Source organism: Gulosibacter massiliensis (genome assembly GCF_900626105.1).
Taxonomy (GTDB): Bacteria; Actinomycetota; Actinomycetes; order Actinomycetales; family Microbacteriaceae; genus Gulosibacter; species Gulosibacter sediminis.
Window position 1 is genome coordinate 2060497 of record NZ_UYZX01000001.1, and the last position, 15132, is coordinate 2075628.

Consider the following 15132-nt stretch of genomic DNA (forward strand, 5'->3'; position numbering starts at 1 on the left):
GGGGTTTTCCAAGGGGTCGCAGGTTCAAATCCTGTCAGCCCGACCATGTTGAAGTCGCGGAAATCGGATGGAGTCTGCGACGTTTCGTGTAGCAGATTTGCATCGGTCGACTTTGAAAATTCACGCACGAATGCCGGGGTGCACAACTTGTCGGAGGTTCCGACAGGTTCGCGCGGAGGGTCCTCTGTTGGTCTCCTGTGAGATCCCGCCAACCCATCTCGTCCAATCGGCACGGGCGTGACTTCTTGCGCACGGTTGAACCGTCCAGGCGCGCATCGGAGAAATCTTCGAAATCGCGGTCATGGTAATGTCGAACAGTCGTCACCTGCGCCGAACGTTGAGCGAGAGCTCCGAAGGCGGGTGCCATTCCAGCACTATTTCCGAGACGCATTTCGGGTAGCTCTTGCTGGAGCCGACGACGCTGAGCGCATTTACTACGCAACGTGAGGATACTAATTGAACAGCAAGAAGCGGGTCGCAATTATTGGCGCAGGGCCGAGCGGGATGGCACAGCTTCGTGCCTTCGAATCGGCCGAACGGGCGGGGGCAGAGATCCCAGAACTGGTCTGCTTTGAGAAGCAATCGGACTGGGGCGGGCAATGGAACTTCTCGTGGCGCACGGGCGTTGACGAGCACGGTGAACCGGTGCACTCGAGCATGTACCGCAATCTCTGGTCGAACGGGCCCAAAGAGGTGCTCGAATTCGCGGACTACACCTTCGACGAGCACTTCGGTCGACCCATTTCGTCGTACCCGCCCCGGGAAGCCCTGTGGGACTACATCGCCGGCCGGCTCAAGAACAGCGATGTCCGTCGATACATCCGTTTCGAAACCGTCGTGCGCTGGGTCACCTTCGACGAAGAGGCCAAGACCTTTGCTGTTGCGTCGGAAAACCTGGTGACCGGCGAAACCACCGTCGAAACCTTTGACCATGTCGTCGTCGCGAGCGGCCACTTTTCCTCCCCGAACTTCCCGGAGTTCGAGGGCATCGAAACCTTCCCCGGACACGTCAGCCACGCCCACGACTTCCGCGGCGCCGAGGAGTTCAAAGATCAGGACGTGCTCGTCATCGGTGCCAGCTACTCGGCCGAGGACATCGGAAGCCAGGCATACAAGATGGGCGCACGTTCGGTTACGGCAAGCTACCGCTCAGAGCCGATGGGGTACGACTGGCCTGAGGGATTTGAAGAACGTCCCCTTGTGACGCGCTTCGAGGGCAACACCGTGCACTTCCGAGATGGAAGTAGCAAGCACGTCGATGCGGTGATCGTGTGCACTGGCTACGCGCACAAGTACCAGTTCTTGCCGCAGAACCTCGCACTGCGCTCGCGAAACAACGTGTATCCCGACGGCCTCTACCGTGGCGTCGTGTGGCAACAGAACCCAGCGCTCATGTATATCGGTGCGCAGGATCAGTGGCTCACGTTCAATATGTTCGACGCGCAGGCATGGTACGCACGCGACCTCATCATGGGGCGTCTTGACCTGCCGGATGAGGCCGAGCGTGCACAATCTATCCGTGAGTGGCGGGCACGATTTGAGGCTATTGAGGATGCGCAAGACGAGATCGTTTTCCAGTGTGAGTACGTGCGAGACCTGCTTGGCATGACCGACTATCCGACATTCGATATCGACCGGGTGCGGGAAATCCTGATCGCGTGGAAGAACGACAAGAAGGTCGACATCATGGGCTATCGCGACCGCACGTATCGCTCGGTGATGACCGGCACGCTCGCGGCGAAGCATCACTCCCGCTGGGTCGACGAGCTCGACGACAGCCTCGAGCGCTACCTCGATATCGATGCGGAAGCGGCGGAGCCCACCAAGCTGCTCGCTGAATTGCAGCTCGTCGGTCGCTGACGCCGCTACTCGCGACACGTACGCGGCCTCGACCGTGAGGTCGCCGCCGTCGGCCACGCCCGCTTCGGCGAGGGTCGAGCCGACCGCGTAGCGGCCGATATTGACGCTGCCGTCGCTGCCCTGGGGCAGCTGGGTGCCGGTAAAGATCACCGGCACTGTGAGATCGGCGGTGGCGAAGGCAGCGAACGCTGCGGTGTACGCCATCGTGTCGGTGCCGTGGATCACCAGCACGGCCCGCGAGCTGTCACGCGGCGCAAGCGAGCGAATCTGATCGGCGAGCTCGCGGCCTGTCGCATGCCGAAGGTGCCCCCGGTGTACAGCACAGACGTCACTTTTCCTCGACCTTCACTTCGTCGGCAATACCGATCGTCGAGGTCAGCGCAGTCGGGTCGATGCGACCGCGAACTCGGTACCCGCAGATCACCATGAGCACGATCACCAGCACTAGGAACACGATGATCGAGCTCCACACTGCCACCATGCCGAGGCCAGCGAGGTTGAGCACAATTTCGAACACCTGCCCTGGCACGATGAGGTTGAGGAACACTCCGGCGACGCCGAGCGCACTCGCCGCGCGCATCCGTAACTAGTAGCCGCGCAGCCGCTCGATCTCGCGGCGTTCGCGCTTTGTCGGGCGGCCCGCGCCGCGGTCGCGCACCGCGATCTTCGCGACGGGCTCGCGCTCGGGCGTGAGATCCTCGTAGGCCTCCGCAGCAACCGCCGCGCCGACGCGCTTCACGAGCGTGCGACGCACGGTGAGGATGCGGTCGAAGCCGTGTTGCCGTACGCGCACTTCGTCGCCCGGGCCGACCTTGAGCGCCGCCTTCGCGCGGTCGCCGTTGACCCGAACGTGGCCGGCGCGGCACGCGGTTGTCGCGGCCGATCGGGTCTTGTACACCCGCACCGCCCACAGCCAACTGTCCACGCGCACCTGCTCCATCCGCCCATCCTACGGTCGGCAAATCAGGGGAGAAGTCTTGGGGAGAAATTCATTGCATCGCGGTTACATTTGCGTGTCGCTGTGATTTTCATGTGATCACGTGGCAATAATCGACACAGCACACGCACCCGTGTGCGAAAAATGAAAGGAGAGCTCTCATGGGCTTTTTCAGTTTCCTACTTCTCGGCCTCATTGCCGGTGCCATCGCAAAACTGATCCTTCCCGGTAAGCAGGGAGGCGGCTGGCTCGTCACGCTGCTGCTCGGCGTCGTCGGCGCCTTCGTCGGCGGCTGGCTCGGCGGAATCCTGTTCAACGCCAACCTCGAAGAGTTCTTCTCGCTCCAGACCTGGGCGCTCGCGATCGGTGGTTCGATCGTCGTGCTGCTCATCTACGGCCTGATTGTTGGGCGCGGCGAAAAGAAGTAAGCACGCCGTAACCAGAATGCCCCTAGAATTCGGCTATGGAAGATTCTCCTGGTCATAGTCCTAAGCTCATCCCGGCGCCCGCATATGCGGGCCACGAGCGGGGTGAGCGATGAACTTCGAACTCTGGGGCATTCTTGCCGGCGTCCTTCTGACGTTCGGCACCGGCGTCTTCGTGGCGTCGGAATTTGCCCTCGTTAACCTCGCTCGACCTGACCTTGAGCGGCGCCGTGATCGTGGCGAGAAACGTCTCGGCCCCACGATCAGCGCCCTCAAGGTCACGTCGACCCATCTCTCGAGCGCGCAGCTCGGCATCACGCTAACGACGCTGCTCGCCGGTTACACCTTCGAACCCGCGATCTCATCACTGTTGCGCGAACCGTTGTCGGACCTCGGCCTCAGCGAAGCCGGCGTGACGGCCTCCGGCTCGATCGTCGCGATCGTTGTCGCGACCTTGTTCTCGATGATCTTCGGCGAACTCGTGCCCAAGAACTTCGCGCTCGCCGTGCCGCTCGCGACGTCAAAGATCGTCGTGCCGCTGCAGATCGCCTTCACCTGGCTCTTCAAGCCGGTCGTGCTGCTGCTCAACGGCACCGCAAACTCGCTGATTCGCGCCATGGGCATCGAACCGAAAGAAGAGCTTTCGGGTGCCCGCAGCGCAGAGGAGCTGAGCTTTCTCATTCGCCGCTCGGCGCTCGAGGGCTCGCTCGACCACGATGATGCAGCGATGCTGCACCGAACCCTCACGTTCTCGGAGCGCACCGCCGACTCGGTGATGACCCCGCGGGTGCGGATGCACACGCTCGCGAACGATGTCACGGCCGCGGATGTGGTGGCCGAGGCCGAGCGCACGGGCCACTCGCGGTTTCCGATCATGGGGCGCGACGCCGACAACATCGTGGGCATCGTCCACGTGAAGAGCGCGTACGGCGTGAACTTCGAGGACCGCGCGACGACCCCCGTGACCGAGATCATGTCGAAGCCACTGCTCGTTCCCGAAAGCGCGGGCGTCGGCTCGCTGCTCGGCACGCTCCGCGGCCGCGGCTACCAGATCGCCGTCGTCGTCGACGAGCACGGCGGCACCGCCGGCATCGTCACGCTCGAGGACCTCGTTGAGGAGCTCGTCGGCGACCTCCGCGACGAGCACGATCAGGCGCAGCACCGCATCCACGTCGGCGAGAGCTCGGTGACGCTCGCCGCCTCGCTGCGCCCCGACGAGCTGTGGGAGCTCGCGGCAGTGCGCATCCCCGAGAGCGACGAGTACGAGACGGTCGCGGGCTACGTGCTCGAGAAGCTCGGGCGCATCCCGGCCGTCGGCGACGAGGTCGAGACCCCGCACGGGCGCCTGCGCGTCGAGCGCATGGTCGGCCCGCGCATCGATCGGCTGCGCTACCTACCGAACGACATCACCAAGGACACCGCGTTCGCCGACACCCGCGAACGCATGATGGAGCAGTTTGAGGAGGGACAGCGATGAGCGAATACCTTCCCGGCCTCATCTGGCTTGTTGTACTGCTGGTGGTGAACGCGTTCTTCGTGGGTGCCGAGTTCGCCGTGATTTCGGCCCGCCGTTCGCAGATTGAGCCGAAGGCGGCCGCAGGCCACCGCGCCGCGAAGACGACCCTGTGGGCGATGGAACACGCCACGCTCATGCTCGCCACGAGCCAGCTCGGCATCACCGTCTGCTCGCTCGTGATTCTCAACGTGTCGGAACCGGCGATTCACCACCTGCTCGAGTACCCGCTCGCGTGGACCGGTCTCTCTGCCGAGGGCGTGACGCTGACCGCGTTCATCGTCGCCCTCGCGCTGGTGACCTTCCTCCACGTCGTGTTTGGCGAGATGGTGCCGAAGAACATCGCGTTCTCGGTGCCCGACCGCGCCGCGCTCATCCTTGCCCCGCCGCTCGTGTTGGTGAGCCGCGTCGTGAGCCCGATCATCCGTTCGCTCAACTGGATCGCCAACGGCATCTTGCGCCTGTTCCGCGTGCAGCCGAAAGACGAAGCCACGAGCGCCTACACGATAGACCAGGTCGCGACGATCGTTGAGGAGTCGCAGCGCGAGGGCACCCTAGTCGACGACTCGGGCACCGTGAGCGCCGCGATCGAGTTCACCGAGAAGCGGGTCGCTGATGTCGAGGTGCCGCTCGGTTCGCTCGTGCTGCTGCCGCACACCGCGACGCCGCGCGACGTACAACGCACGGTCGCCGAGCACGGCTACTCGCGCTATGTGCTGACGGATGAGCAGGGCACACCGAGCGCGTATGTGCACCTCAAGGATCTGCTCGACCTGAGCACCCCCGAGGTGGTCGACGCGCCGATTCCGGCCGACCGCATCCGACCGCTCGTGACTCTCGACGCGCAGATGGAGCTCGAGGATGCGCTCGCGACGATTCGCGCGCGCGAGACGCACATTGCGCGCGTCGCCGACGCGACCGGCGTGACGACGGGTGCGCTGTTCCTCGAGGACATCGTCGAGGAGCTCATCGGCGAGGTGCAGGACGCGACCCGGCGGTAGGCGGGTGGCTTCGGCGTAGTCTGGCGGCATGGACGGGTTCGCGGCCGTCGACTACGGCCTTGCTCGAGAGGTGTTGCAGCGCGGCATCGCGGCGCTGTTCGTGGTGGCTTTCGTATCGACGCTGCGGCAGTTCCCCGTGCTCCTCGGGGAGCGCGGGCTGCAGCGTCGACCGAAGCAGCCCGTGCGCTTCACGATTTTTCGCTGGTGGCGCTACACCGACCGGCGGCTGCGCATGCTGTGCTGGTGCGGCATGGCGGTGTCGGCGCTGCTCGTTGCCGGGCTGCCGCAGCTGGGCCCGCCCTGGGTGCCTATGCTTGCGTTTCTGGCACTGTGGGGCGGCTACATGTCGATCACGAGCATCGGGCCGGTGTTCTACAGCTTCGGCTGGGAAATGCTGCTGCTCGAGCTCGGCTTTCTCGCGGCGTTTCTCGGTTCGCGCGAGCAGCCGCCGCCGACCGTGGTGATCGTGCTGTTCTGGTGGCTGCTGTTTCGGCTCGAGTTTGGTGCCGGGATGATCAAGATGCGCGGCGGGCGCGAGTGGCGCGACCTCACCGCGCTGATGTACCACCACGAGACGCAGCCGATGCCGGGGCCGCTCAGCCGGAAGGCGCACATGCTGCCCGCGTGGTTTCACCGGGTCGAGGTGGTGGGCAATCACGTCGCGCAGTTGGTGGTGCCGTGGTTCGTGTTCATGCCGGGTGTGGTGGGGACGGTCGCCGCGGGCGTGATTGTCGCGACGCAGCTCTGGCTGGTGGTGACGGGCAACTTCGCCTGGCTGAACTGCGCGACGATCGTGATTGCGTTCTCGGCCGTTGCGGTGCCCGGGGTCGCGGTGGGGTCGGCGGAGCTGCCGGTGTATTGGCTCGTCGTAACCTGTGCGGTTGGGGCCCTGTACCTGTGGCTGAGCTGGCCCGCGTTCCACAACCTCTTCTTCGCGAAACGGCAGGTGATGAACGACGCGTTCAACCGGCTGCAGCTCGCGAACGCCTACGGCGCGTTCGGCAGCGTGACGAAGGTACGCGTCGAATACGTCGTCGAGGGCACCTGCGACGCGAACCCGCGCGACGCGACGTGGCACGAGTACGAGTTCTACGGCAAACCCGGCGACGCTCGGCGGCGGCCGCGCCAGTTCGCGCCGTACCACCTGCGGCTCGACTGGCTCATGTGGTTTCTGCCGCTCGGCCGCGGCCTCGACGGCTGGTTCCGCACGTTCCTTGGCAGGCTGCTCGAGGCGGATGCGCGGACGCTGCGGCTCGTGCGGCACGACCCGTTCGCGGGGGAGCGGCCCGCGTGGGTGCGGGTGGTCGCGTACCGCTATCGCTTCGCGACCCGCGCCCAGCACCGGGAGACCGGCGCCGTGTGGGTGCGCGATCAGCGGCGGCTGCTGACGGCGCCGATGCGCCTGCGCAACTGAGTTTTCGTGCGCACGAAACGTCACTTCTCGCTGTACGCCCACCCACGCCCGGTGGTGAGGTTGTCGACGTTATGCCAGGCTCACTCGTTCGAAAACTTGCCCTCTGCTTCACGTTCGCGCTCCCCACGATCGTGTTTCGAATCACGGGGTTCGCACCGCATCCGGTGCTCGACCTCGTCGTGTTCGGCGCCGCCGTCGTGGCCGCGTCGTTCGTGCTCGCGGGGGCTGCCGAAGCTGCGCAGAAAGACATCTCGGGCGGCCTCGCGATCGCTATTCTCGCGCTGATCGCCGTGCTGCCCGAGTACGCCGTCGACCTCTACTACGCGTTCCGCTCGGGCTTCGACCCCGAGTATGCGCACTACGCCGCAGCGAACATGACCGGCTCGAACCGCCTGCTGCTCGGCTTCGGCTGGCCGCTCGTGGTGCTCATCGCGATTTGGGTCGCGAACCGTGCGCGCTCGCGGCGGAGTCCCGACCGCGTCGGGTACCTGCAGTTGCCCGCATCCTCGCGCTTCGACGTGGGGTTTCTCGCGCTGCTCGCCGCGCTCGCGTTCGTGATTCCGCTGCTCGGCGAGATTCCCGTCTGGTTCGGGTTGCTGCTCATTTCGACGTTCGTGATCTACCTCTGGCGCTCGGGGCGCGTGCATCCGGAGGGCGAGGAGGAGTTCGTCGCCACCGCGAAGCTTATCGCCGACCTGCCGCAGCGGCGCCGCCGCGCGACCGTCGTGACGCTGTTCGTGGCCGCGGCCGTGATCATCCTGTGCGCGGCCGAGCCGTTCGCGACGAGCCTTGTCGACACCGGCACCTCGCTCGGCTTCGACTCGTACTTCCTCGTGCAGTGGCTCGCGCCGCTCGCCTCGGAGGCGCCCGAGTTCATCATCGCCGTGCTGTTCGCGCCGCGGGGGATGGGTGCCGCGGCGATCGGCACGCTCATTGCATCGAAGATCAACCAGTGGAGCCTGCTCGTCGGTTCGCTGCCGATCGCGCACATGTTTGGTGGCGGCGGCGCCGTGCTCGAGTTGGATGCGCGGCAGATCGAGGAGTTCGTGTTGACGGGCACGCAGACGGTGCTCGGCGTCGCGATCATCATGGCGCTGCGGTTCCACCGCTCGTCGGCGATCGCGCTCGCAGGGTTGTTCGCGCTGCAGTTCTTCGTGACCGACACGACCGGGAGGTACGTGCTGTCGGCCGTGCAGCTCGTGCTCGCGGCGATCGTGCTCGTGATTCATCGTGGGGATATCGTGGCGACGCTGAAGGCGCCGGTCCAGCGGGAGTCGGCGTTTGCTGAGGGCGCCGGTGATGCGCCTGAGCCGGATGCGCGCGAGCTCGCGAACGCGCGTCAGGGAGAATAGGCGCGTGAATCATGTGGCGCCGGGCAGTAGTCGAGTTGAAGAGGACTATCTGCGCCTGATCTGGAAGGCCGAGGAGTGGGAGCGCCGTGGGGCGACGCCCGCGGAGCTTGGGGCGGCGACCGGGACCGTGCCGTCGTCGGTATCGGGTGCGCTCGGGCGGCTCGCGAAGCGAGGGCTGATTCATCACGAGCCCTATGGCGAGGCGACGCTGACGGATGAGGGACGCAAGATCGCGCTGCAGATGGTGCGGCGGCATCGGCTGATCGAGACGCTGCTCGTGGAGCAGTTCGGCTTTCACTGGGATGAGGTGCACGAGGAGGCCGAGCACCTCGAGCACGCGGTGTCGGATCGGTTGCTGTCGCGCATCGACGAGCTGCTCGGGTTCCCCGACCATGACCCGCACGGCGACCCGATCCCCGATAGCGAGGGGCGGATTGCCGAGACCCGCGCCCTCCGCCTGAGCGATTTCCGCGAGGGCGACGAGGCGACCATCGTGCGGGTCTCGGACCATGAGCCAGCCCTGCTGCGCTACCTCGAAGAGCAGGGCCTCGTGCCCGGCGAGGTCGTGCGCATCGTGTCGAGGAACGAGTTCGCCGGCTCCATGACCTTGACCGTCGTCGGGCGCGAAGTCTCGCTCGCCCTCGTCGCCGCCAACGCGGTCTGGGGCGCGTAGCCGCGCGCCCTCCGATCCCGGCCTTTGCCCGGACCCTGAGCTTGTCCGGACCCTGAGCTTGTCGAAGGGAAGCCCGGGAGTTGCCCCGATCTGGGGGAGAGGTCTGCCGGCTGAGGGCAGACCTCTCCACTAGAAGGGTGCGGGGTCGTCGGCTGGCACGAACACGGGCCCGAGTGGTTTCGGTTTCGTGACGATGACATCGCCGAGTGGGGACGTCCATTCGAGTACCCCGTTGCCGAGGTGCCGCACGCGCCAGGGTTTCTGGTGTTTCTGCGTGTGGTGTCTCGTGCACAGGAACGCGAGGTTTTCGACGTCGGTTTTGCCGGCACATGCCCAGGGCACGGTGTGGTCGAGCTCGCACTGGGTGGCGGGCCGCCTGCATCCCGGGAACCGGCAAGCCCCGTCCCGCACCCTGAGATACCGGCGCATGTCCGCTGAGGCGTTGCGGGTATCGACGGTGAGGGTGTGGCCGTTGATTGGGTCGGTGAGGATCCGGTCGAAGGTGGTCACGTCGCCCATGAAGCGGCGCGCGTCCTCGAAGTTGATCGGGGTTTCGCCTTCGAGGGCGGTGACGTCGCGAGATTTCTTCGGGTCAATGAGTGACATCACTGGCACGACGATGCTGATGTTCGCTTTCACCCGCATGGCGCCGCCGGTCTCGGACTCGAGGATGCTTTGCGGCGTCGCCGTGAGAATCGTTTCGAGGAAGAGATCGGCGCGGAGCTGGTCGATGGTGCGCGGGTCTTCGACGAAGGCAGAGTCCTCCTCCGAAAGCTCCTCGCCACGTGCCTCGGCCTCGCGGACGCGTCGCTTGTTCTCGCGCGCGGCTTCCAAGTTTTCGTCGCGGAGGACTTTGGCTTCGCGGGTCAGGAGGTCGAAGGCGGCCTTTGCGGCGGCGGTCGGCATGTAGGCGCGGATCTCAGACATGCCGTAGTCGAGGTCTTGGATCGTGACCTTGCGGGCGGCGTATTCGCGTTCGCAGGCGTCTTCGAATTCGGCGATCGCGAGCTGGGCGGCGAGTTTCTTCGCAAAGTTCTCGGTCTGCCCGATCGTCGAGGAGCGGGCAGCGTCGAGCACCCGAGTGCCGTACTCCTCAAGCTTGTCCTCGGGCACGTTGCTCGAGTTGCGCAGCATCACGGTCGCTTGCCGCATGGTGACGTCTCCAGCTTCGAGCGCGGGCAGCCACATCGTGAAGCCTTGGCGGATGCGAGCGGCGTCGGAGGCGCGGTTCACGAGTGACGTGTCGGACTCGTTCGTGAGCGCACCAAAGTTGCCGACAATGGAGCGCAGGTTCGCGCGAAACATGTCGTCAAAGGTCGCGACGCTACTACGGAACTCGGTCTGCACGTTCGTGCGCGCCTCGGACGCGAGGTACGCGCTCGCGAGGATCATCGCGCGTGCGAACTCGGCCTTGCTCGTGGCGCGGGCGAGTTGCACGTACGAGTCGCGCATCTCACCGAGGATGACGTTGTAGCCATCGGTCTCGGGTTCAGGGGTGGCACCATCGGGCCGATTCTTCCGTGACGGGACCGTGTCGGGCGGCGTCGAAGCGCGCGCGGCGGTGATGTCCCGGGTAGCGGCGACGCGGGGAGTGGCGGTGGCGGAAGTCGTTGCGGACATTGGGCGTCACCTCCTCGACAGGATAGGTGCGTGCAGCTGATATAGCAAGCATATACCATAAACAAACTACTTGGAAGCAAACATATGTTCGAGTTTGCTGGGGGTTGTCGGGCGCTGTTCGAACTGTTCTCGAACATCGATTCGGCGTGTTGGGTGAGGGGTGGTATTGGTCCGTGGTGCTGTCTTTCACGATGGCATGGGCCTACGACATGGGTTCGTGCGTCTGGTGGTGGGCGACCTTTCGACAGGCCCAGGGTCCGGTTGGGGGAAGAGGAAGAGCGCGACCCAGGCCAAGTAGGGTGGCTTGGTGGCCAACAATGACGTGCATCCGACCATCGCCGACCTCCTGAAGCAACTGGAGGCGGGTGAGATCACTTCGGTCGAGCTGACACGAAAGGCGCTGGAAGCTGCGCGTGCATCCGACAAGCTCTTCATCACCGTCGACGACGAAGGCGCGCTGAAGGCGGCGGAGGAGTCCGACGCGCGTCGGCAGGCGGGGGAGTCGCGGGGTGTGCTCGACGGCATCCCGACCGCGGTCAAGGACGTCATTGACACCGCTGGCCTGCGCACGACGATGGCGTCGGAGTTCTTCCGCGACAACGTGCCCGAGACCGACGCGTTCATCGTCGCGAAGCTGCGCGAAGCCGGCGCAGTCATCGTCGGCAAGACGAACGCGCAGGAGTTCTCGTACGGCATCCGTGGCGACGTCGGCGCGTTCGGAGTCGTCCGCAACCCCCACGACCCCGAGCGGGTGCCGGGCGGCTCGAGCTCCGGATCCGCGGCGGCAGTCGCCCAGGGCATCGTGCCGTTCGCGGTCGGCTCCGACACGGCCGGGTCGATCCGCCTGCCCGCGGCGCTCTGCGGCGTCGTCGGGCTCAAGCCGACGCTCGGGCTCATCGACACCGCGGGTGCGTTCCCCCTCTCCGACTCGTTCGATACGCTCGGGTTCTTCGCGACCACCGTCGACGACATCGTGCTCGTGATGCGCGCGACCGGCTTCCTCGACGACGCGCAGCCGAGCGCATCCGGCTTTCTTGCACTCGTGGATGTGCGTGCCCAGGTCGTCGACGCGCCCGCCGGCGAGCCCTACGACCACGCGATGTTCCAGCTCGGTGCGCTGCCCGCCGATCTGCCGCAGTTCGACGGCCGCGATATCGACTTCGCCGAGCTGTACCGCATCGTGCGGTCGCGCGAGGCCTACGACATTCACGCCGAGCGCGCGCAGACCGCGCCCGAGAAGTTCCAGCCGGAGATTCTCGGCAAGGTGCTCGAGGGTCGCGACATTAGCGACGACGACTACGCCGCAGCCCAAGCGGAGATTGCGCGCTTTCGCGAGCTCTTCGAGGCGAGCTTCGGTGAAGGCGACGTGCTCGTGTCGCCGAGCACGCCCATCCTCGCCCCGCGCTTCACCGACCCTGGCCCGAGCCGTGAACTCGCGTCGATGACGAACATCTGGAACGTGCTCGGCTGGCCGGCGATTGCTCTGCCGATGTGGGTCGACGGATGCGCGCTGCCGCAGTCGGTGCAGCTCATCGCCCGCCCGGGGCAGGATGCGTTGCTGCTCGCCGCCGCGCGCGACCTCACTCTTGGTGCGCGGTGAACTCGACCGTTCGCGTGTCGGTGTAGCGCTCGTCAGGGGTGTCCCAGCCTGGGGTGTCGAGGATGCTCGGCTCGCCCGGCCACTCGTAGCTGGTCTCGGGGCGGTCGGGCATCATCACTCGGATGAGGCAGTCCAATAGGTGCTCCGCCCGCTTCACTTGCCCTCCCTGGAGCGCGTCGTAGGCGCTCTCCATCGCCCAATAGGGGCGGATCTTCGTGCGCAGGCGGACGGCCTTGCCATGCGGGATGAGCAGGAGTGCCGTGATGTACATGGTGCTGAAGTGGAACCCCGGGGTCGCGATGCCGCCAGCCAATTCATCGTCTGGCAAACGGCCGTGTGGGTAGACGAGGCATCCTGTGGGAACGTCGAAGCTGAGCGTGCCGGGGCATTTCGAATCGTTCCACCACCGCAAGGTCATGCTCGTGACGTGGTGATGCGGCCGCCACATGTCGCGGCCATCCTTCAACTCGGCTCGCGCGAGAGGCCAGTCGTATCCCGTATGGTCGGCCGCTGCCGCAAGTAGCGTGACGAGCTCCTTGTCGGCGTCGTCCACAAGGCCGTAGGCGAGGTCGCTCTTGGCGTGGTCCTTCGTGAGCGGCAGCACGAACGCGCCGTAGGTGTCGTGGACGTAGCTGTAAGACGAATTGCCGACGCGCAGCACCTGGGCGATCGCGTTGATCGTGGGCTGTCGGCCGGGCGCCGCGTCATCGGCGTACACCTTGAACGTGACGATGGTGAGGCAGCCAGACTTGATCGGCGTAATGGTAGGTGCGGCGGTGGTGCGATATGCGACCACCAGGAGAGTGGTCGTGTGGCGGTGATTGTGCCCATCCCCGAACGCCTCGGTCGTGATCTCGACGCCCTTGCGGGCGACTCTCATGACGACGAAGAGTTCGCCGATCGCGTCATCGGTTGAGCTGCGGGCCGGCTTTGGTGCCTCGACCCGGCCGGGCCCGTGTACTTCGAACCCATCGAACTCCGCGCGGAGTTGGGTGCCGGCGGCGTAACCGATGGTCAGCGCAACGTCGGGCAGCGCCTGGTCGAGCAGCTTCGACCACCTGTCGCTCAGCGACACTCGGTCGGGTACGAAGCGCACCGATCGCACCTCGGATGCGTCGCTTACGTCACCCACTTCCGCGTCGATGAGCGCCTGGGTACGGGCGCGAGACAGCGGCCACTTCAGTGGCTCGTTGTCGTCGATGGCGAGGTTGAGTCCGTTGCCGGACATGCGGAACTGGGTGCTCGCGGGCGCGTTGCCGACGGCGGTGGCGAGGAGGTACTTGAGCTTGTCGATGTTGGAGAGGGACAAGGTGGCATCCTTCCGGAGGGAGGCTGCGCGGCTGTCAAGCAGCGTAGGCGGGGCCACCGACACGCGGCCCAGTTATCCACAGGGTGTGCGACGACACCGGCCGTTTCGGCGATGGTTGAGATCAGTAAGACCCGACGGTCTCTTGCTCCCTCGGACCGTACTTGGCCCGAAACTCGTCGTATGAGACTGTGGTGACGTCATTGAGGTCCCAAGCTTCCAGCGCGGCACCAAAAATGTCTTCGCGCTGCGCACTTCCGGAGCCGCCAACCGGCGGGTCATAAATCACGCGCATCGGTGTGTCTGCAGGTATCAGGTGAGGGGCCTTGCCGGGGTGGAGGTCGAGCGACGCGCCGTCATGCCGCAGTCGGGTCATGAAGTAGTTTGTGGCCTGAATATCTTGTTCGAGGGAGTCAACCTTCACCACGTTGAACGTCCAGACTTGGGCAAGCTGCCCGGCAGAGTGATCCTGCTGGAACAGGTCGAATCTAGTGCGCTGCCGACCGACTGACGCATAGGGCTGCACGAATAGATCGCGGCCGACCACGAGTCCGAGGGATGTCTTCAGTAGGTCCCGGACTCCGGCTCGCATCGAGGCACGCGTTAACCCCCGGGGTGAGCGAGACACGTCACGCTCGACGAGAAGCGGGTACAGCAAAGAAACCGCTTCGGCAGCGCTTGCGGCCACGATTGATCGAGGTTCGGAGAACTGAATCGAATTCGCTTGGCGCGCCCGCTGCCGCTCCAGCCACCCGGTGGTGAGCGGGTCTCCTTCCAGCTGAACGCTGTCAAAGTTTTCGACGCGACCGCTGAAATTGCGCACCCACGCCTGAAGCTGGGGGAGGTTGCGGCCAAGCGGACCATGGTTGTCCACGGCGCGTGTGTCGAACTCGACAGCCCAGTCTTTGCCATCGCGGCCGCACACGATGCCGATGTTCGTGAACTCACCTCGAACCAGGTTCGGCACGTAGCGGATTACCCAATATTGATAGCTCAAGGTGACACCTCCCTACGGGTATCGAGTATGCAGCGCGGCCTGGCGTAGACGATCGGCGACCCCCGCAACCCGCGCGTACAGAAGCTCGGCCAGGTCCTCGAGCTCCGCGGAGGTAGTGTCCCAGTCTAAAGGCACGAAGCCGGTAATGGTGCGGAGTGACTCGAAAGTCAGGCTGTCAACTCGGCTCGCTGCCTCATTGAGCGCCCCACGGGATGCGTAGGCAAGTTCTATTTCTCGTTGCCACGAAGACGTCCCTATGGTTCGCAACGAGTTGATATCCCAATCGGATTCTCCAGCGAGCCAAAATGGCTCTTCGCAGTTGAGGGTGTAGTCGGGATGGGCGTGCTGGTTCACGGATAGGGGTCGAGGTCTTCCAGGATGGAAGTTCCTACACTGCCCATCTGAAAGACCTCGACGTGTTCAACGCTACCTTC

13 protein-coding genes and 1 pseudogene are annotated in these 15132 nt (G+C 65.1%); 8 read left to right on the forward strand and 6 right to left on the reverse strand.

Features of this window, described 5'->3' with window-relative positions; translation table 11 throughout:
- Positions 1-456 precede the first annotated feature (456 nt).
- Complete coding sequence (locus EJL01_RS09750; protein ID WP_125107311.1) at positions 457-1860, forward strand: trimethylamine monooxygenase; 1404 nt, start codon at positions 457-459, stop codon at positions 1858-1860.
- A gap of 45 nt (positions 1861-1905) precedes the next feature.
- Here EJL01_RS09750 and EJL01_RS13495 read toward each other — a convergent pair.
- The 3 genes and pseudogenes from EJL01_RS13495 to EJL01_RS09765 form a co-directional block, all read right to left on the reverse strand.
- Positions 1906-2127, reverse strand: a pseudogene (locus EJL01_RS13495) (asparaginase domain-containing protein); the annotation flags it as partial.
- A 61-nt stretch (positions 2128-2188) separates the two neighbouring features.
- Positions 2189-2440 carry a hypothetical protein gene (locus EJL01_RS09760; protein ID WP_206427705.1) on the reverse strand — a complete coding sequence of 84 codons (252 nt, stop codon included), beginning with the start codon at positions 2438-2440 and terminating at the stop codon, positions 2189-2191.
- Between the two features lie 6 nt (positions 2441-2446).
- Positions 2447-2800 (reverse strand): RNA-binding S4 domain-containing protein, encoded by a 354-nt coding sequence (locus EJL01_RS09765; protein ID WP_125107312.1) that lies wholly within the window; start codon positions 2798-2800, stop codon positions 2447-2449.
- Positions 2801-2958: 158 nt separating this feature from the next.
- On the opposite strand from EJL01_RS09765, the gene EJL01_RS09770 reads away from it, so the two are divergent.
- From EJL01_RS09770 to EJL01_RS09795, 6 genes are all read left to right on the forward strand, one after another.
- Positions 2959-3225, forward strand: coding sequence for a GlsB/YeaQ/YmgE family stress response membrane protein (locus EJL01_RS09770; protein WP_125107313.1), 267 nt, complete (start codon positions 2959-2961; stop codon positions 3223-3225).
- Between the two features lie 109 nt (positions 3226-3334).
- Positions 3335-4699 (forward strand): hemolysin family protein, encoded by a 1365-nt coding sequence (locus EJL01_RS09775; RefSeq protein ID WP_125107314.1) that lies wholly within the window; start codon positions 3335-3337, stop codon positions 4697-4699.
- Positions 4696-5736, forward strand: coding sequence for a hemolysin family protein (locus EJL01_RS09780; RefSeq protein WP_125107315.1), 1041 nt, complete (start codon positions 4696-4698; stop codon positions 5734-5736). Before EJL01_RS09775 ends, EJL01_RS09780 begins: the two co-directional genes overlap by 4 nt.
- A 28-nt stretch (positions 5737-5764) precedes the next feature.
- Positions 5765-7150, forward strand: coding sequence for a lipase maturation factor family protein (locus EJL01_RS09785; RefSeq protein ID WP_125107316.1), 1386 nt, complete (start codon positions 5765-5767; stop codon positions 7148-7150).
- 71 nt (positions 7151-7221) lie between these two features.
- Entirely contained in the window at positions 7222-8502 is a 1281-nt protein-coding gene (locus EJL01_RS09790; RefSeq protein ID WP_125107317.1) for a sodium:proton exchanger, read from the forward strand.
- A gap of 4 nt (positions 8503-8506) precedes the next feature.
- Complete coding sequence (locus EJL01_RS09795) at positions 8507-9175, forward strand: metal-dependent transcriptional regulator (RefSeq protein ID WP_241209166.1); 669 nt, start codon at positions 8507-8509, stop codon at positions 9173-9175.
- A gap of 129 nt (positions 9176-9304) precedes the next feature.
- Here EJL01_RS09795 and EJL01_RS09800 read toward each other — a convergent pair whose 3' ends face one another.
- A complete protein-coding gene (locus tag EJL01_RS09800) occupies positions 9305-10795 on the reverse strand; it encodes an HNH endonuclease signature motif containing protein (protein WP_125107318.1) in 1491 nt (496 codons plus the stop codon).
- A gap of 307 nt (positions 10796-11102) precedes the next feature.
- Between EJL01_RS09800 and EJL01_RS09805 the strand changes: the two genes are divergently transcribed.
- Positions 11103-12395, forward strand: coding sequence for an amidase (locus tag EJL01_RS09805; protein WP_164509773.1), 1293 nt, complete (start codon positions 11103-11105; stop codon positions 12393-12395).
- Here EJL01_RS09805 and EJL01_RS09810 read toward each other — a convergent pair.
- A complete protein-coding gene (locus EJL01_RS09810) occupies positions 12376-13704 on the reverse strand; it encodes a hypothetical protein (RefSeq protein ID WP_125107320.1) in 1329 nt (442 codons plus the stop codon). The two genes, EJL01_RS09805 and EJL01_RS09810, sit on opposite strands and share 20 nt — an antisense overlap.
- A gap of 121 nt (positions 13705-13825) precedes the next feature.
- Positions 13826-14698, reverse strand: coding sequence for a DUF3037 domain-containing protein (locus EJL01_RS09815; protein ID WP_125107321.1), 873 nt, complete (start codon positions 14696-14698; stop codon positions 13826-13828).
- Positions 14699-15132 lie beyond the last annotated feature (434 nt).